19 protein-coding genes are annotated in these 18,258 nt (G+C 66.8%); 18 read left to right on the forward strand and 1 reads right to left on the reverse strand.

Features of this window, described 5'->3' with window-relative positions; translation table 11 throughout:
• Window positions 1-7: 7 nt before the first annotated feature.
• The 18 genes from FB559_RS18075 to FB559_RS18160 all read left to right on the forward strand — a co-directional run bounded on the left by FB559_RS18075 (window position 8) and on the right by FB559_RS18160 (window position 16,900).
• Window positions 8-841: a helix-turn-helix domain-containing protein gene (locus FB559_RS18075; protein ID WP_185792278.1), complete on the forward strand. Its 834-nt coding sequence runs from the start codon at window positions 8-10 to the stop codon at window positions 839-841.
• Window positions 838-942 carry a DUF397 domain-containing protein gene (locus tag FB559_RS46740; RefSeq protein ID WP_141956707.1) on the forward strand — a complete coding sequence of 35 codons (105 nt, stop codon included), beginning with the start codon at window positions 838-840 and terminating at the stop codon, window positions 940-942. Before FB559_RS18075 ends, FB559_RS46740 begins: the two co-directional genes overlap by 4 nt.
• A gap of 183 nt (window positions 943-1,125) precedes the next feature.
• Window positions 1,126-1,968, forward strand: a complete 843-nt coding sequence (locus FB559_RS18085) for an SCO4651 family lipoprotein (protein WP_141956708.1) — start codon at window positions 1,126-1,128, stop codon at window positions 1,966-1,968.
• Window positions 1,969-2,141: 173 nt separating this feature from the next.
• Complete coding sequence (locus tag FB559_RS18090; RefSeq protein WP_141956709.1) at window positions 2,142-3,032, forward strand: SCO4651 family lipoprotein; 891 nt, start codon at window positions 2,142-2,144, stop codon at window positions 3,030-3,032.
• 177 nt (window positions 3,033-3,209) lie between these two features.
• Window positions 3,210-4,076 carry a LolA-like protein gene (locus tag FB559_RS18095; RefSeq protein WP_483902905.1) on the forward strand — a complete coding sequence of 289 codons (867 nt, stop codon included), beginning with the start codon at window positions 3,210-3,212 and terminating at the stop codon, window positions 4,074-4,076.
• 152 nt (window positions 4,077-4,228) lie between these two features.
• Complete coding sequence (locus tag FB559_RS18100; protein ID WP_141956711.1) at window positions 4,229-5,110, forward strand: SCO4651 family lipoprotein; 882 nt, start codon at window positions 4,229-4,231, stop codon at window positions 5,108-5,110.
• Window positions 5,111-5,357: 247 nt separating this feature from the next.
• The gene (gene rplJ / locus FB559_RS18105) at window positions 5,358-5,948 is read left to right on the forward strand and encodes a 50S ribosomal protein L10 (RefSeq protein ID WP_141956712.1); all 591 of its coding nucleotides are present in this window, start codon (window positions 5,358-5,360) and stop codon (window positions 5,946-5,948) included.
• Window positions 5,949-6,014: 66 nt separating this feature from the next.
• A complete protein-coding gene (rplL, locus tag FB559_RS18110; RefSeq protein WP_141956713.1) occupies window positions 6,015-6,404 on the forward strand; it encodes a 50S ribosomal protein L7/L12 in 390 nt (129 codons plus the stop codon).
• Window positions 6,405-6,732: 328 nt separating this feature from the next.
• A complete protein-coding gene (locus FB559_RS18115; RefSeq protein WP_141956714.1) occupies window positions 6,733-7,740 on the forward strand; it encodes an ABC transporter ATP-binding protein in 1,008 nt (335 codons plus the stop codon).
• On the forward strand, window positions 7,740-8,588 hold the full coding sequence (locus tag FB559_RS18120) for an MlaE family ABC transporter permease (protein ID WP_141956715.1): 849 nt from the start codon (window positions 7,740-7,742) through the stop codon (window positions 8,586-8,588). Before FB559_RS18115 ends, FB559_RS18120 begins: the two co-directional genes overlap by 1 nt.
• Entirely contained in the window at window positions 8,588-9,448 is an 861-nt protein-coding gene (locus FB559_RS18125; RefSeq protein WP_141956716.1) for an MlaE family ABC transporter permease, read from the forward strand. The genes FB559_RS18120 and FB559_RS18125 overlap by 1 nt, the downstream gene beginning before the upstream one ends.
• 48 nt (window positions 9,449-9,496) lie before the next feature.
• Window positions 9,497-10,801: an MCE family protein gene (locus tag FB559_RS18130; RefSeq protein ID WP_141956717.1), complete on the forward strand. Its 1,305-nt coding sequence runs from the start codon at window positions 9,497-9,499 to the stop codon at window positions 10,799-10,801.
• On the forward strand, window positions 10,798-11,817 hold the full coding sequence (locus FB559_RS18135; protein ID WP_141956718.1) for an MCE family protein: 1,020 nt from the start codon (window positions 10,798-10,800) through the stop codon (window positions 11,815-11,817). Before FB559_RS18130 ends, FB559_RS18135 begins: the two co-directional genes overlap by 4 nt.
• 36 nt (window positions 11,818-11,853) lie before the next feature.
• The gene (locus FB559_RS18140) at window positions 11,854-12,897 is read left to right on the forward strand and encodes an MCE family protein (RefSeq protein ID WP_141956719.1); all 1,044 of its coding nucleotides are present in this window, start codon (window positions 11,854-11,856) and stop codon (window positions 12,895-12,897) included.
• 67 nt (window positions 12,898-12,964) lie between these two features.
• Window positions 12,965-14,257: an MCE family protein gene (locus FB559_RS18145; protein WP_185792279.1), complete on the forward strand. Its 1,293-nt coding sequence runs from the start codon at window positions 12,965-12,967 to the stop codon at window positions 14,255-14,257.
• On the forward strand, window positions 14,254-15,672 hold the full coding sequence (locus FB559_RS18150; protein ID WP_141956721.1) for an MCE family protein: 1,419 nt from the start codon (window positions 14,254-14,256) through the stop codon (window positions 15,670-15,672). Before FB559_RS18145 ends, FB559_RS18150 begins: the two co-directional genes overlap by 4 nt.
• A complete protein-coding gene (locus FB559_RS18155; RefSeq protein WP_141956722.1) occupies window positions 15,636-16,223 on the forward strand; it encodes a hypothetical protein in 588 nt (195 codons plus the stop codon). Before FB559_RS18150 ends, FB559_RS18155 begins: the two co-directional genes overlap by 37 nt.
• Window positions 16,224-16,270: 47 nt before the next feature.
• Complete coding sequence (locus FB559_RS18160) at window positions 16,271-16,900, forward strand: hypothetical protein (protein WP_141956723.1); 630 nt, start codon at window positions 16,271-16,273, stop codon at window positions 16,898-16,900.
• A gap of 223 nt (window positions 16,901-17,123) precedes the next feature.
• On the opposite strand, the gene FB559_RS43945 is transcribed toward FB559_RS18160, so the two are convergent.
• Window positions 17,124-17,642 carry a hypothetical protein gene (locus tag FB559_RS43945; RefSeq protein ID WP_185792280.1) on the reverse strand — a complete coding sequence of 173 codons (519 nt, stop codon included), beginning with the start codon at window positions 17,640-17,642 and terminating at the stop codon, window positions 17,124-17,126.
• Between the last annotated feature and the right edge of the window lie 616 nt (window positions 17,643-18,258).

Raw genomic sequence — 18,258 nt, forward strand, 5'->3', positions numbered from 1 at the left:
GCTCCCCATGCCGCAGCTCTCCGACGACCTCACCCGCGACCCCCTCGTCCGCGCCTTCGGCGCCCTGCTCCGTGCCCACCGCGAGGCGGCCGGCCTCGGCAAGACGCATCTCGGCGACTTACTCGGCTGCACCGGCCAGTGGATCTCCATGGTCGAGAACGCCGTGAAGCCACCATCCGAGGCGTTCGCGATCGACCTCGACACGTACTTCAAGACGCCGGTGAACGACTTCCACTGCATGTGGGAGGAGCTCAAGCGCGCCGGCAAGCATCGCCTACTGCCCGAGGGCTTCCCCGCGTTCCTCCAACTGGAGTCCGAGGCGACCTCGATACGGGAGTACGAGGCGTTGCTGGTCCCGGGCATCCTGCAGACAGAGGAGTACGCCCGAGACGTACTCAGGTCCGGACAGAAGCCCGACGCGCTGGATCAGCTGGTCGCCTCGCGGCTGGAGCGCCGGGCGATGTTGGAGCGTGAGGATCCACCGCGGGTGTGGCTACTGATCGACGAGACAGTCATACGCCGCAACATCGGGTCTGGAACGACCATGCGTCATCAGCTGGAGACTCTCATAGTCGTTGGAGAGCGGCCCAACGTCACCGTCCAGGTGGTCCCGAGTGAGGCGGGCTCTCATCCGGGGCTCGAGGGTTCGTTCACCATCTTGTCGTTCGCTGGTGTCACCCCGGACGTGGGATACATCGAAGGCGCCGGAGGCCACGGGATCCTCGTGGAGAAGGTCGACCGGGTCCTGGCTCTCGAAGTACGATACGACCTCATTCGTGCCGCTGCGTTGCCAGAGTCAGAGTCGCTGAAGCTGCTCGCATCGGTAATGGAGGCATCATGAGCGCGGATCTTTCAGCTCCCACCTGGCACAAGAGCAGCCACAGCGGTGGCAACACCGGGGACTGTGTGGAAATCAGCCTTGTGACCTCGCGAGACTCCTAAAAACGGGCCTACCCCGTCCTACCCCTTGTACGACCTTGGGAGCATAAGGCGGCCTGGCTTTTGGTCCCTGTGGGGGATGTTCCCCGGATCAAAGGGGAGAAGACTCGTAATTGGCCGGACATATTGCCGCAAGCGGACCGAGATCCGCGGGCAGTAGCCATACGCGAGACGCAGGAGGAATCAATGGTTCGTCGATACGCCGTCGGTACGGCGGCGGGAGCCGCACTCATCGTCTCCCTCGCCGGATGTCAGAACGACGCGGGTGACGGTAAACAGAGCGACGCCAAGGTCCCTGCCGCGCAGGCCATCTCCCTGGCGTCCCAGAAGACGGCCACCATCGACTCGTACAAGGTCGCCGTCACGGCCGGCAGCACCGGCCAGGCGACCGGCAAGCTTCACGGCACGATCCAGATCCGCCTCAAGCCGGACCTGGCGGCCACCGGCTCGCTCGACTCGGCCAGCATCATGGGCCAGACGGTTCCGGGCGGCGAGCGTGCGATCCTTCTCGGCGACTCCTTCTACGCCAAGGTGCCGCAGCAGCTTTCGCAGTTCACCGGCGGCAAGCCCTGGGTGAAGTTCTCGATCTCCCAGGCCAGTCAGCAGTCCGGCGTCAACCTCGACAGCATCATCAAGCGGGCCAACCCGGCCGAGCAGACGAAGATCTTCACCGGCTCCAAGGACGCCCGCCGGGTCGGTACCGAGAGCATCGACGGTGTGAAGACCACGCACTACGCGGGCACGCTGACGCCCGAGGAGGCGGGCAAGCTCGACCCGAAGGCCAAGCAGGCGTTCAAGCAGTTCTACCAGCGGTCCGGCGCCAACAAGGTGACGTTCGACCTGTGGGTGGGCAAGGACAGCCTGCCGCGCAAGCTCGTCACCAAGGTCGCGGCCGACAAGGGGACGGCGTCCTCAACGATGATCTTCAGCGACTACAACAAGTCGTTCTCGGTGAGCGCGCCCCCGGCGAGCGAGGTGGCCGACGGCAACCAGCTGAAGAACGCTTTCGGCGGGCAGTCCCACCCCTAGGCAATGAGCTGACCAGGCATTTCCTGGTCCGGCAAACGCGTCCCGTGACCTATGTCACGGGACGCTCTGTTTGAAGGGCTCTTGTTTAGGTATTGAACCGAACACGCTAAGGAACGACCTAAAAACAAAAAAGCTCCGCCGGAGTCACGACCTCAACTTGGAGGAAACTCGTTATGACAGCAAGGGCTGGTCGATACGTCGCAGGCGCCGCCGCAGGGCTGGCGCTCACGGTATCGCTCACCGGTTGCAAGGCGGACGAGGGCAAGAGCAAGGCGGCCGGGGACGGCAAGGGCGTGCACCTCACGGCGGCGCAGGCGGCACTGGCCAAGGCGTCGAAGTCGACGGGTGACCTCAAGTCCTTCCGTGCGAAGCTGACCACGTCCACGGTCGTGTCCGGCAACCGGACCGACGTGAACGGTGACCTGGCGTTCCAGCTGAAGCCGAAGGCGGCGATGAAGTTCGACGTCCCCTCGATCACGACCGGGGGCAATACCACCGACGGCTTCAACGAGGTCCTCGTCGACAACATGGTCTACCTGAAGATCCCGGCTCTCGCCAAGCAGGCCGGCAAGCCGTGGGTGGGCTTCTCGCTCGACAAGCTGGGCCAGGCCACCGGTATCGACGTGAAGGCGATGGAGGACCAGGGCCACCAGGCGGACCCCGCCCTCAACGCCAAGATGCTCACGGCCTCCAAGGACGTGCACAAGGCCGGCAAGGAGACCGTCGACGGGGTCTCCACCACTCACTACACGGGCACGATCGTCCTCACCGACGCGCTGAACAAGCTGAGCGCGGACCAGAAGACCCAGGCGCAGAAGATCTTCGGGCAGACCGGTCTCGACAAGATGAACTTCGACACGTGGATCGACGGGAAGCAGTTGCCGCGCAAGCTCAAGCTGGCGACGGGCCCGGACTCGAAGGTGGACTTCAACACCACCATGACGTACACCGACTTCAACTCCCCGGTGTCGATCACGGCGCCGCCGAAGAGCCAGGTCGCGGACGGCATGAAGCTCAAGGGCGCCCCCACCAGCATGCCCAGCCCCAGCAGCACCCCCAGCTGACCTCTCCGAAAGAGGAACGCGACCGGTCTTTCCCCGGGCGATGAACGCGCTTCGTGGCATATGCCACGAAGCGCGTTTTTTGGAATTCCTGCCGTGAACCGGCGAGACAACGGCCGCGTCCATAGTGCAGGGCCCGATCTCCACCGGGGTCGGCCGTGGACGGGGGAGGAACTCGTCATGACAGCAGTGGCCGGCCGATCTGTGGCAGGTGTCGCCGTGTGCCTGGCGCTCGCGGTATCGCTCACGGGTTGCCGGACGAACGGGGGCAGGAGCGCGGCGCCACGGGGCAGCACTCCCACGGGGACCCTCACGGCGGCGCGGGCGTTAGAGCAGGCGTCGGAGCGGGCAGCCCGCCTCACATCGGTCCGGGGCGGATTCTCCGTCTCCGGCATCTCCGCCTCTGGCGAGGATGAAGGGCCGCGGAGCGGGTCGAAAGGCGATCTGAAGCTCCGGTTGAAGCCGACCTCGGCCACGATGTTCAAAACCCGCGACTGGAGCGAGACCTTCGTCGGGGACCGCCTCTACCTCAAGTTTCCCGTCATGTCCCAAATCACCGGCAAGACCTGGGTGAGCTTCCCGCTCGACGATCCGGGTGCGAAGAGAGGCTACGAGCCTCAGGCCCTGGAGACCGAGAGGCATGAGTGGGACCCGGATCTGTACGCCAAGATGTTCACCGCGTCAAAGGACGCGCAGGTGATGGGTGCGGAGCCGGTCGGTAATGTCAGGACCATTCACTACAAGGGCACCCTCACCCTCAAGGACACGCTGGCCGTGCTGGGTCCGGCCAAGGGATCCCAGGTGAAGGCCGCTTTCGAGCTGGCCTACGGCGACAAGCTGGACTTCGACGCGTGGGTCGACGGGCAGCGACTGACCCGCAAGATCACGATAGCCACTCCACTCGAGGCCACGACGAAGGCGAAGGTGACCATCGTCTACCGGGACTTCGACGTCCCGGTCTCGATCACGGCACCTCCTGCCGGCGAGGTGATCGACGGTAAGAAGTTCGAGGTGGACGGAGGCGACGTCCCCGACATCCCCGTCTGACCACCCCATCGGCGAACGCGCCTCGTGCCTGGATCACGAGGTGCGTTCGTGCGTTCCTTGAGGAGGGAGTGAACCGGTGTGGTGCGTGCTGCGTCAGATCACTGGGCCGATCTCCGCCGGAGTCGTTCCCCTTACCTTGAGAGGAATTCGCTATGACACCAAAGGCAGGCCGGTACGTGGCCGGAGCCGCGGCGGGGCTGGCGGTCGCGCTGTCCCTCACGGCCTGCAAGGGCACCGCTGACAAGGCCGCGGCGCCGGGTGGGGACAAGCCGGGCGGCGTGCACCTGCCGACCGCGCAGGACGCGTTGGCCAAGGTGTCGAGCCAGACCGCCGGCCTCAAGTCGTTCCGGGCGACGATGTCCATGTCCACCGGCGCGTCCGGCCAGCAGACCCGGTTCACGGGCAAGCTGGCGTACCGGCTGAAGCCGACCTTGGCCATGAAGTTCGTCATCCCCTCGATGAACGTCGGCGGCCGCACGTCGCCGGGCATCAGCGAGATCCTCGTCGGCAACGAGCTCTACATGAAGATGCCGGCGCTGGCGGCCAGGTCGGGCAAGCCGTGGGTCGGCCTCTCGTTCGACAAGCTCAAAAAGTCCAGCGGCCTCGATCTCAAGGCGATGGGGGACCAGGGGAGCCAGGGCGACCCGACGATGAACGCCAAGATGCTCACCGCCTCCAAGGACGTCCGTTCGGTCGGCACGGAGACGGTCGGCGGTGTCTCCACCACCCACTACCAGGGCACTTTCGCGATGCAGGACGCGCTGACGAAGCTGGACGGCGAGCAGCGCGCCCAGGCGCAGAAGTCTCTGGGGCAGTCCGGGATCGACAAGATGGCCTTCGACATCTGGGTCGACGGACGGCAGTTGCCGCGCAAGATGAGCATGGCGACCCCGCCCGGCGCGAAGCCGGACATGAAGATGACCATGACCTACACCGCCTTCAACGCCCCGCTCTCGATCACGGCTCCCCCGAAGAGCCAGGTCGCGGACGGTTCCGACCTCATGGGCGGTGGCGGCGCGAACCAGCCCGCCTGACCCGGTCCTGAAGTACGCGCCCGCCGACGTGATTTGGAGTACACGCGACGGGCGCGTACTCTTTTGTCTGCCGAAGACCGCCGGTCGTCACCCGCATGGGTGACCGAAGGTCCCGCACAGCGGGTGGCCAGCGCAGGTGATGACGAGAGCTCTGACGCGACATGCGTCCACAGCCCCCGCGCGCCTGCGCCGGGGCTTTCCTGTTGTTACGGGCCTTCCCTGCCGGCGTACATCTGGAAGGAGGCCCATGGCGAGGGCGGACAAGGCGGCAGCGGTCGCCGAGCTCAAGGATGCGTTCGAGAGCTCGAGCGGTGCCATGCTGACCGAGTACCGCGGGCTCACCGTGGCGCAGCTCAGTGAGCTGCGACGGTCCCTCGGAGACAATGCACGGTTCGCCGTGGTGAAGAACACGCTGACCAAGATCGCGGCTCGCGAGGCCGGGATCGCCGAGGAACTCGAGCAGCTGCTCCAGGGTCCGTCGGCGATCGCGTTCGTCAGCGGTGACGTGGTCGAGGCCGCCAAGGGCCTGCGTGACTTCGCCAAGGCCAACCCGGATCTGGTGATCAAGGGTGGTGTCGTCGACGGTAAGCCGATGACGCCCGACGAGATCACCAAGCTCGCCTCCCTCGAGTCGCGCGAGGTTCTCCTCGCCAAGCTCGCGGGCGCGATGAAGGCGTCGATGGGCAATGCCGCCGCCGTCTTCAACGCCCTGCCGGTCAAGACCGCGCAGCTGGCGGAGGCCCTCAGGGCCAAGCGCGAGAGCGAGGCGCCCGCAGAGGCGTCTGCGGAGGCGCCCGCCGAGGCGGCCGAAGCATCCGAAGCATCCGACGAGGGTTGATCCCGCGGTCGTAACAGACCTTTTGGTACGTGGCCCCGAGCGGGCCGAGAACGGAGCACAAACATCATGGCGAAGCTCAGCACCGACGAGCTGCTGGACACCTTCAAGGAGATGACCCTCCTCGAGCTGTCGGAGTTCGTGAAGCAGTTCGAAGAGACCTTCGACGTCAAGGCCGCCGCGCCCGTCGCGGTCGCCGCCGCCGGCCCCGCCGGCGCGGGCGCCGCTGCCGAGGCCCCCGAGGAGCAGGACGAGTTCGACGTCATCCTCGAGGGTGCCGGCGACAAGAAGATCCAGGTCATCAAGGAGGTGCGCTCCCTCACCAGCCTGGGCCTCAAGGAGGCCAAGGACCTGGTCGACGGCGCGCCCAAGCCGCTGCTGGAGAAGGTCACCAAGGAGGCCGCCGAGAAGGCCAAGGAGGCCCTCGAGAAGGCCGGCGCCTCGGTGACCGTCAAGTAGCAATACGTAGTAACCTGCTTCACCGCCGAACGGGGGCGGTCGTCCGTACGGGCGACCGCCCCTTCGCGTTCGTCGGGTTCCCCTTCACAGCACTTTGTTGGACCGCTAGTCTCATAAGATCTAGTAACGATCTGCTTACAAGGCCGACGGTGAGACCACGACGTTGGCACAAGCCCCCTCCAATAGGGGGAAGGACGACTACGGTAGTTGCACGCTTACACGGAGCCGCGCCGCCACCCCTGCGGCGGCGCTGTACGAAACGGCTACGTGACTCAGCGGTAACTCGCTCGTTGTACCGGATACCCCCCGGCCGGACGAAAGGTGACGAGTGGGCGTCGAAATCAGAGTCGATGGACTGACCAAGTCCTTCGGACGTCAGGTCATCTGGGAGGACGTGACGCTGACTCTGCCTGCCGGAGAGATCTCCGTCCTCCTCGGACCGTCCGGCACCGGCAAGTCGGTCTTCCTCAAGACGCTCGTCGGGCTGCTCAAGCCCGACCGCGGTCACTGCTGGATCGGCGATCGCGACATGCCTCATCTCCGTGAGCATGATCTGTACGAGACCCGCAAGCTGTTCGGCGTCCTGTTCCAGGACGGCGCGCTCTTCGGCTCGATGAACCTCTTCGACAACATCGCGTTCCCGCTGCGGGAGCACACGAAGAAGTCCGAGTCGGCGGTCAAGAAGATCGTCATGGAAAAGATGGAGATGGTCGGCCTGCTCGGGGCCGAACGAAAACTTCCCGGCGAGATCTCCGGAGGCATGCGCAAGCGCGCCGGCCTGGCCCGCGCGCTCGTGCTCGACCCAGAGATCATCCTGTGTGACGAGCCCGACTCCGGCCTGGACCCGGTACGTACGGCGTACCTCAACCAGCTGATCGTCGATCTCAACGCCGAGACCCACGCGACCGTGCTGATCGTCACCCACGACATCAACACCGCGCGTACCGTCCCGGACAACATCGGCCTGCTGTTCCGGCGGGAGCTGGTGATGTTCGGTCCGCGCGAGATGCTGCTGTCGAGCGACGAGCCGGTGGTCCGCCAGTTCCTCAACGCGCGCAAGGTCGGCCCGATCGGGATGTCGGAGGAAAAGGACGTCTCCGAGCTGGAGGCCGAGGCACGCATGGGACACGACCCGGGCGTGTTGCCTCCCATCCCGCCCCAGCTGATGACCGGGGACGGCCGCCTCCGCACGACCCAGCGGGCGCCGGGTGAGTGGCTGCGCGCCAACGGCATCGTCCCGCCGCCTGGATCGTTCGTCGACGAGGCCGGCCGTAACTGGCTCGAAGAATGGCCGCGTTACGTCGCGGAGCGGACCCCCGTCGGGGGCGGTCGCTGATGGCCACGCACGCCAGGGCACCCGAGCGCGTGGAGCCCGATCCCGAGCCGAGGCCGAGCAGGCTCGCGCCGGTCGCGGACGGTGCCGTCAACGTCATCTTCCGCGAGCCGGGCCGGTTCTTCGCCATGTCGCTCGACACCATCCGGGCGGCGTTCAAGTGGCCGTTCCAGTGGCGGGAGTTCCTCCAGCAGGCGTGGTTCATCGTCAGCGTGACGGTGGCACCCACGATCATGGTCGCCATCCCGTTCGGCGCCATCCTGTCGCTGCAGGTCGGCAACCTCATCCGGCAGCTCGGCGCGCAGTCGCAGACCGGCTCGACCGCGGTGCTGGCGATCGTCCGTGAGGCCAGCCCGATCGTGACCGCGCTCCTGATCGCCGCCGCGGCCGGATCGGCGATCTGCGCCGACCTCGGCGCCCGGAAGATCAGGGAAGAGATCGACGCGATGGAGGTGCTCGGCATCAACCCGCTGCACCGTCTCGTGGTGCCGCGGGTGCTCGCCTGCGCCTTCGTCGGGCTCTTCCTCAACGGCATCGTGTCGGTCGTCGGCATCGCCGGCGGCTACATCTTCAACGTCATGCTGCAGGGCGGCACGCCGGGCGCGTACATGTCCTCCTTCAGTGGTCTCGCCCAGCTTCCCGACCTCTACCAGGCGGAGGTCAAGGCACTGGTGTTCGGCGTGACCGCCGCGCTGGTCGCCTCCTACAAGGGGCTGACCGCCTCCGGAGGTCCCAAGGGCGTCGGTGACGCCGTCAACCAGACCGTCGTCATCGCGGCCATGGCCCTGTTCGTGGAGAACTTCGTGCTCAGCGCGCTGTACTTCCAGCTCGTGCCGCAGAAGGGAATGTGATGGGCACGGTCGGCGCGGGTACGCGCGGCGGGCTCCGTACGGCGAAACGCATCATCGACGCGCCGATGGAGAAGCTGGAGGACTTCGGTCACCAGATGGCCTTCTACGTCCGCGCCTTCGCGTGGGTGTGGCGAGTCATCGTCCGCTACAAAAAAGAGGTCATCCGGCTGCTGGCCGAGGTCAGCCTGGGCACCGGTGGCCTGGCCGTCATGGGCGGCAGCGTCGCGATCGTCGCCTTCATGACGTTCTTCACCGGCACCGAGGTCGGCCTCCAGGGCTACAACGCGCTGAACCAGATCGGCAGCGCGGCGTTCGCCGGCTTCGTCTCCGCCTACTTCAACACACGTGAGCTGGCGCCCACGGTCTCGGCCCTGGCCCTGTCCGCGACGGTCGGCTGCGGCTTCACCGCCCAGCTCGGCGCGATGCGGATCAGCGACGAGATCGACGCGCTGGAGGTCATGGGCGTCCCGTCGCTGCCGTTCCTGGTGACGACCCGGCTCGTGGCCGGCATGCTCGCGGTCATCCCGCTGTACGTCATCGGCCTGCTGGCCTCGTTCTTCGCCACCCGGGTGATCGTCACGACGGCGTTCGGCCAGTCCAGCGGCACCTATGACCACTACTTCTATCTGTTCCTACCGCCGCATGACGTCCTGTGGTCCTTCGGCAAGGTGCTCGTCTTCGCCATCCTCGTCATGCTCATCCACTGCTACTACGGCTACAACGCCAGCGGCGGACCGGCGGGCGTCGGTGTGGCCGTCGGGCGTGCCGTACGCACGAGTCTCGTGGTCGTCAACATCGTGGACCTGCTCATGGGCATGGCGATCTGGGGCACCACGACGACCGTTCGGATCGCGGGCTGAGGCCGAGATGAGTGTCGCGATGATGTCGGGTGATCCGGAGGAGAGCGCATGAGTTCGACGGTCTCAGGCGGCTCGTGGTCGGAGCGCCTGCGCTACCGGCTCTACGGGCTGGCGTTCGTGATCGTCGTCGTCCTGCTCGTACTGCTGATGCTCGCGCAGTACAACAAGGCGTTCACCCCGGTCTACCGGGTCACGGTGAACGCCGACCGGGCCGGCCTGCAACTCGTCCCGCACTCCGACGTGAAGGTGCGCGGACTGATCGTCGGCGAGGTCAAGGGCATCCGCTCCACGCCGACCGGCGCCGCGATCGACCTCGCGCTCGACCCGGGAAAGGCGGCGCTGGTCCCGGACAACTCCTCGGCCCGCATGCTGCCCAAGACGGTGTTCGGTGAGAAGTACGTCGACCTCGTGCCGCCGGCGACCAACCCCGGGCCGCACCTGAAGAGCGGCGACGTCATCGCCCAGGACAAGTCGACCACCGCGGTCGAGGTCACCCAGCTCCTGGACGACATCATGCCGCTGCTCACCGCGGTCAAGCCGGAGAAGCTCAACGCCACTCTCAACGCCCTGGCCACCGCGCTGCAGGGCCGTGGTGAGGAGATCGGGCAGACGATCGACCTGGCCGACAGCTACCTCACGAAGCTCAACCCGCACCTGCCGACGATCATCCACGACCTGCGGCAGCTTTCCACCGTGAGCGACAACCTCAACGCCGCTGCGCCCGACCTGTTCACGATCATGCAGAACCTCCAGGTCAGCAGCCGCACGATCGTCGACAAGGAGCCGCAGCTGGTGTCCATTCTCGACAAGGGCATCAACCTGACCGGCAAGCTGACGCCGTTCGCCGAGGACAACGAGCCGCGGCTGGTGGGAGCCCAGCTCGCCAACCGGAAGGCACTCGCGCTCGTGGCGAAGTACTCCCCGAGCATCCCGTGTGTGTTCCAGGGCATGGCCAAGCTCCAGCCGAGACTGGTCAAGGCGGTCGGCGGCGGCCAGCCCGGCGTGCACGTCACGATCGAGCTGAGCAAGCCGCGCCCGGCGTTCAAGCCGGGCCTGGACACCCCGTCCTTCAAGGACCAGCGCAACCCGCGCTGCTATGGCCTGCCGAACCCCAAGGTGCCGTTCCCGCAGTACCAGACGCTGGACGGCACCGAGGATGACAAGTGGTGGTCCGGCGGCGCCGGCCGATCCCTGTCCGACGTTCTGATCAAGCCCGGCACCTCGACGGACGACGACGCGATGCTCAAGAGCCTCATGGGCCCGGCGATGGGCACCCCGGCGAACCAGGTGTCCGACATCGCCTCGCTGCTGTACGCCCCGGCCGCCAGCGGAATGATGGTGACGGTCAAGTGAAGACGACCTCCGCGGCCATCAAGCTGATCATCTTCGCGGTGATCGCGACGCTCTTCACAGCGGTGCTCGCCGTCACGATCTCCAACACGCAGTTCACCGCCAACACGAAGTACCGTCTGATCTTCACCGACGCGGCCGGGGTTATCCCCGGCGACGAGGTCCGCATCGCGGGCGTACGCGTGGGCCAGGTCGACTCGATCAAGCTCTACCGCGGTGACCTCGCGCAGGTGACGGTCTCGGTGCTCAAGACCGAGACGCTGCCGCGCAGCACGCAGGCCCAGCTCCGCTACCGCAACCTGATGGGCCAGCGGTACGTCTCGCTGACCCAGGGCAACGGCCAGGGCGGCGCACTGCCGCCGAACGGCCTCATCCCGAAGGAGCAGACCCAGCCCGCGCTCGACCTGACGGCGCTGTTCAACGGCTTCCGGCCGCTGCTGCGCGCGATCAAGCCGCAGGACGTCAACCAGCTCTCGTACGAGATCATCCAGGTGCTCCAGGGCGAGGGCGGCACGGTCAACGGGCTGCTCGCACACGTGTCCTCGCTGACCCAGACGCTGGGCAACCGCGACGAGGTCATCGGCCGAGTGATCGACAACCTCGACAAGGTGATCACCACGATCGACTCGCGCGACCAGGAGGTCTCCTCGCTCATCACGGACCTGCGGAGCCTCGTCTCGGGCCTGTCCGGCGACCGTAAGGCGATCGGCGACTCCCTCGTCAGCGTGAACCAGCTCATCGGCGCCACCAACGGCCTGCTCACCCAGGTGCGCCCCCCGCTCAAGCAGGACATCGCCACGCTCGGACAGCTCTCGAAGGTGCTCGCGGCCAACGGCGACAAGCTGGACGAGGCGTTCGCCTCGATGCCCACCAACTTCACGCTGCTCGACCGGGCGGCGTCCTACGGTTCCTTCTTCAACTTCTACCTCTGCAGCCTCGACGCCCAGATCGGGTTGCCCGGAAAGGTCTCCTACAACACCCCACAGATCGTGAACGAGAACGCCCGATGCAAAGGATGATCCAGTTCTCGCTCGGGCGAGAAGGGGAGTACGGCCATGAAACGGTCGTTCCAGGAGCGGGATCCTCTACGCATGGGCGTGCTCGGCATCGCCTTCGTGATCTTGCTAATGGCTCTCTCTTTCAATCTGACGCGCTTCGAGAGCGGGACGAAGTACGCGGCCGCCTTTACGGAGGCCAGCGGGCTGAAACCGCAGGAGGACGTGCGGATCGCGGGCGTGAAGGTCGGCAAGGTGATGAAAGTGGGGTTGGAGGGCGACCACGTGAAGGTCGTCTTCCGGGTCGACGACAAGGTGCATTTCGGTACGCAGTCGCGGGCGCAGATCAAGATCGGCACGCTTCTCGGCGCGCACTATCTGGAGATCCGGCCGAGTGGCGCGCGGCGGCAGTCGCCGCACTCGGAGATCCCGACCTCGCGCACGACACCCGCGTACGACGTGGTGTCCGCGCTCCAGGACCTCAGCGGGCAGTTGCAGAAGATCAACGTGCCGCAGTTGAGCAAGGCCTTCACCACGCTGACGGCCACGCTGCAGGGTTCCTCGGCCAACGTCCACGGGACGCTCGAGGGGTTGCAGAAGATCTCACGCGCGATCGCCTCGCGCGACGACTCGCTGAGCGACCTGCTCGGCCACACGAGCAACGTGACCAAGCTGCTCGCCGACCGCAGCGGCGACCTGTCGAAGCTGGTGTCCGATGGTTCGCTGCTCCTGCAGGAGATCGACGACCGGCGCGCGGCGGTACGCTCGCTGCTCTCCGGCACGGTGAACTTGTCCGAGCAGATCACCGCCACGGTCGAGGAGAACCGCGCCACGCTCAACCCGGCGCTGGTGCAGTTGCACAAGGTCGTCGGCATCCTCAACCGCAACCAGAACAACCTGGACCGGGCCGTACAGGTCCTCGGGCCCTATGTCACGGTCTCGGCGGACGCCACGGGCTCGGGTCGCTGGTTCGACGGCTACCTGCAGAACATCATCCCGCTGCCGGTCGGAGTCGCGCCGCCGTCCACGACGTCGCCGGGGTCCACGACCCCGCGGTCCACGACACCGCCGTCCGGCGGCGACACGCTGCCGATCTTCCCCTGAGCATGAGAGGTACGAAGTGTCCCGACCGCCGAGTGCCGTGCCGCCTAGTGACAGGGGAGGCGCGATCATGAGTGCGAAGCGGCGCGCCACCGGGCGAGGGACGGTGCGTTCCGTGGCGCCGCGGGCTCTCGCGATGGTGCTCGCGCTCAGCGCCACGGTGTCGGGGTGCACGTTCAAGGGCGTGTCGTCGCTGCCCCTGCCGGGCGGCGTGAACACCGGCTCGAACCCCTACGAAGTCAAGATGGTCTTCGAGAACGTCCTGGACCTCGTGCCGCAGTCCGAATGCCGCGTGAACGACGTCCCGGTCGGCATGGTCACCAAGATCGACCTGGTCGACTGGAAGGCCGTGGTGACCTGCAAGCTCCGCGACTCGGTCGACCTACCGGCCAACGCGGTCGCCTCCATCTCCCAGACCAGCCTCCTGGGTGAGAAGTTCGTCGCGCTCTCCGCCCCGCAGGGCCAGACGCCTCAGGGCAAGCTCACGCAGGGCGCCGAGATCCCGCTCGACCGCACCTCACGGAGCACCGAGGTCGAGGAGGTGCTGTCGGCGATGTCGATGCTCATCACCGGCGGCGGCCTGGAGCAGATCTCCACGATCACCCACGAACTCAACGCCGCCCTGCAGGGCCACACCGTGCAGCTGCGTGACGTGCTCGGCCGGCTCAACACCTTCGTCGGCACGCTCGACCGGCAGAAGGGCCAGATCGTCACCACCATCGACAAGGTCGACCAGCTGGCGGCCACGCTGGCCAAGCACAACAAGACGATCGCCGACACGATCGACAGCACCGGCCCGGCGGTGAAGGTCCTGGCCTCGCAGCGCAAGGACCTCACCAAGCTGCTCGTCAACATGGACAAGCTGGGCACGGTCGCGACCCGGATCATCAACCGGTCGCAGGGCGACACGGTGGCGAACCTCCAGTCGCTGCAGCAGATCCTGAACAACACCAACAAGGCCAGCAGCGTGATCCCCAAGATCCTTGGCGGCCTGTTCACCTTCCCGTTCCCGCAGACGGTCTCCCAGGCGCTCAAGGGCGACTACGGCAACCTGTTCGTCTCGCTCGACCTCAACGTGGGCGACATCGCGCACAACTTCCTGGCCGGTACGCCCCTCGAAGGGGTCTCCAAGGCCGCGGACAAGCTGCAGGGCCTGCTGCCCCCGCCGCGTACGAGCGTCCCGGACACGCCACTCGGCGTGCTGCCGTCGCTCACCTCCGGCGGGTCGCAGCAGAACGGCGGCGCGGGCGGGACCGGTGGCAAGGGTGACACCGGCGGGCTCGGCGGGATCCTGCCACCGCTCGGCATGGGCGGGCCGCCGGGCGACGATCTCGGCACACTGCTGAGCGGAGGCACCGCGTGATCATCAAACGTGGAGTCAAGATCCAGCTGCTGATCTTCGCGGTCATCACGGTCATCACCATGGCCTACACCGCGGTCAACATCATCGGCATCGGCAAGGGCGTGCTCGACCTGCGCTACCGGGTCTACGTCGACCTCGCCGACTCCGGCGGCATCTTCAGCAACGCCGAGGTCACCTACCGCGGCGTCACGGTCGGCCGCGTCGGCCCACTGCACCTGACCAAGGACGGCATACGCGTCGAGCTGCGCATCGACCGGGGCAAGAAGGTGCCGGCCAACGGCGTACAGGCCTACGTCCTCAACCGCTCCGGCGTCGGCGAGCAGTACATCGACCTGCGTCCGGCGGGCAACGGGCCCTCGCTCAAGGACGGCTCGACCATCCCGCGCGACCACACCCACCTGCCGGTGCAGACGTACGAGCTGCTGCACAACGTCGACGCGCTCGTACGCACGGTCAACCCCAAGGACCTCGGGACGGTCATCGACGAGCTTGACAAGGGCCTGTCGGGCACCGGTCCTGACCTGCAGTCACTGCTCGACTCGAACAAGCAGATCCTGGACGCGCTGAACGACACGTACCCCGAGACGATCCAGCTGCTCAACAACGGGCGCACGGTGCTCGACACGCAGGCCGACATCGGCCCGACGTTCAAGCAGTTCTCGCGCGACCTGGCCTCGCTGACCAGCGAGCTCAAGCACGACGACGGCGACGTACGGTCGGTGCTGAACACCACGCCCGGCACGCTGACCCAGGCGAACGACCTGTTCGAACGCCTGGAGCCCACGCTGCCCACGCTGCTGGCCAACGGCTCGGTGATCGGGCAGGTGCTGACCTCGCGCTATCCCCAGCTCCGGCAGATGCTGGTGACCTATCCGCTGATCGTGGGCGGGGCGTTCACCGCGGCACCGGGCGATGGCACCGTGCACTTCGGCGTGGAGCTCAACCTCAACGCGCCGCCCGTCTGCACCAAGGGGTACGAGAGCACGCGGGTGCGTTATCCCCAGGACACGCGCCCGGCGAGCGTCAACCCGAAGGCCTCGTGCAAGCTGCCGAAGAACTCCACCTCCGACGTACGCGGCTCTCGCAACGCGCCGCCGCCGGACCCGTACCCGGCCCTGCCGGCCGGTGCCACCTCCGGTGCCGGGTTCCCGTACGAGCGCAGCTACTCCGGCGGATCGCCGGACGCCGACCAGGGGTCCTCCGGCGACGCGGCCAAGCAGGCATCGTCCAAGCAGTCCACAGGAGACGCCCAGACTCCATCGTCTGGACTTCAGACGCTATTCATCACCGGCTACGATCCCCGGACCCGCGTGTACGTGGGGCCCGACGGGAAGCGGTACCGGTTGGGCAAGGTCAGTCAACTGACGGGAGACGCTTCATGGCAGACGCTTCTGCTGAGTCCGATCGTCGGCTGAGTACCGGCCGCGGCGGCCGGCTGGGGGCGATGCTCAGCCGCCGGCCCCGCATCGGCCGGCCCCACCTGGGCCGGCTCGGAGCCGCGTTCGTCGCGCTCGGCCTGGTCTTCGTCGCCCTGACGGTGTGGGCGGGCTTCCTCGCGGACAAGACGTACGCCGCCGACACCCGCAGGTCCGACATCGCCGCCGTACAGGACGTCGCACGCCGGGTCGTCACGCACTTCTACGGGATCAGCTACCAGTCCTTCGACCAGGACACGCAGCGCGTGTACGCCGACCTGGACAGCGCGTTCAAGGCGCAGGCGGTCCAGCAGCTCGGCTCGACCTGGAAGCAGACCGTGGTCGGCAACCAGCTCGTTTCCAGTGCCGTCGTCTATGCCTCGGGTGTGGTCACGATCAGTTCCAAGTCCGCCGAGGTCATGGTGACCGTGAAGCGCACCTCGCAGTCGAGCCAGGTCAAGACCCCGGTCTCCTCCTGGGCGAGCGCGCAGGTGCAGCTCACCAAGCACGGCGACGATTGGAAGGTCTCCGGTATGGGCGGTCTGCAATGACGGTTGCGACTGGACGTACGACCCGACGCAAGAGCCAGGAGACCGACATGCCTGCCGGGCCGGAGAAGGGCAAGGCGGAGGACAAACGGTCGCCCGCGACGAAGTTCCTGGCCCTGCTCGCGTCCGCGTGCGTGGTCATGGCCGGCGCATGCGTCTACCTGTGGCACCAGACCACCCAGGACCAAGCGGTCGAACGCGCCCGCGCGGACGCCCGCGCCGCCGCGCAGTCGGAGGCCAAGGACCTGCTGTCCTACAACTTCCGCACGCTCGACTACGACCTGAGCAAGGCCAAGTCCGAGATGACCCCGGGAATGGCCAAGTCCTTCGGCGACTACTGGCAGATCTTCCGCCCGTCGGTGGAGAAGAGCCAGACCCAGGCCCTGACCCAGATCCAGGTCACCGGCGTGACGGACGCCACGCCGACCCGGGTCCAGGTCGTGCTCTTCGTCAAGATGATCTCGGTCAACGCCGCGCACAAGGAGCCCCAGGTCGACACCTCCTGGCCACGGCTCTCGATGCAGAAGGTCGGCAAGAAGTGGCTGATCGACGGCCCGCGCATGACCACACCTCCGCCGGCGGCGTCGACCCCGAGCACCCCGGCCCCGTCCAAGTCCGCCCCGTCCAAGGGGGCCAAGGCTCCGTCCGGCAAGCCGTCGCATTCGTCCTCAGGCCACTGACAAGACCGCCGCGCCGCCATCCCCGATCGCCGAGCCGACGGTGGGTGGATTCGGCGATGCGCTCGCGTGGGGTCGATGTCTGAGCCGGGGTCCGTCCCGGAGGGACGTCGCACTTAGGTCGCCCGCGCGCGAGCAGACGGTCTGCCTCGACGGCCGTCCGGGCGCTGACGCACCGCTCGGGTAGCCGTGGCCGCTGTCCGTGGTCGCGTCGCGGGCGCGGCCGTCAGGAGCGGCCGAACTTCGACCGGAGCCGGTACCAGGTGCGGCGAGGCCATCGGGCGAGCTTCGCGATCCGGGGATGCCGGGGTGCGTACGATTCGACGTCTTCAAGCCCGGAGATCGCGTTCCCATCGACGTCGGTGGGATCGCGGCGGCAGCGGGCCGCCAGTTCCTCGACGAGGGCGCGTGCCTCGCTGCTCACACATCCGAAGCGGCGCGACAGATGTCCGATGCACAGCCCCGACAGCCCCAGCATTGGATGCCCGGAAGGCAGGCCGTGGCCGAGGCGGAGACACCATGCCTCTACGTACTCGCGTTCGTCGCATCGCAGCGCGAGGCTCACGAGCCAGCCCGCCGCCTCGCTCTCAAGCTCGCTCACAAAGCGTGAGCCAGGTGCCGGCCGCTCCACCTCGACCTTGGCAAGGAGGGCGGCGAAGACGCTGTCCGCCTCGGCATGCCACGCCGCCTCTTGGGCACGCCACGCCTCTTCCTCGGCACGCCACGCCTCTTCGTCGGACATCATCGGCAGCAGGTTAACAAGCGAGCACCGGCCGGCGCCCTCCGCCGGAGCAGCGTAAGTCTGGATCCCGCAAGAGCGACTTGATCATCGGCCCCGGACCACACGCCCCGGCCAGGCCACCGAATCCGGCCGTCTAAACCTCCGCCGGGATGCCATCTTCAGCGACAGGGAATCGTTCGCGGTTCGCCGACGTTAGAACGAACAACCACCAAACACCCATCGTGGTCGAGCCAGCCCTCGGGCCGGTCGACCACCGGCCAAACTGCCACGGGCCGACTACTGATCGCCCACCGGCCCTCACGACCCGTGGTTCGTCCACAACCACCCTCGACCGATCATCGAGCCGACCGGCGACCGATCATGGAACCACCGGCGACGCTTCACCGTTCACACGAACCCTCAAGCCTCACTGCCTTGGCATCTCTCAGGATGTCCGGATACTGAGATTTGGAGGTCGGGCGGGCGTCGCCTAAACTATGGTCTTCGTCACGCCCGATGAGCGGGCGAAATGTCCATGTCTAGTCTTGACGTGGGGCCGCTGACGAGCGATGCTGCGGAGCAACTGTGATGCATACTGCGGTGCTGCGCTTGCCAGCGGTGTAGTCTTTGGCTACACTGC

It is taken from the genome of Actinoallomurus bryophytorum (assembly GCF_006716425.1).
GTDB lineage: Bacteria > Actinomycetota > Actinomycetes > Streptosporangiales > Streptosporangiaceae > Actinoallomurus > Actinoallomurus bryophytorum.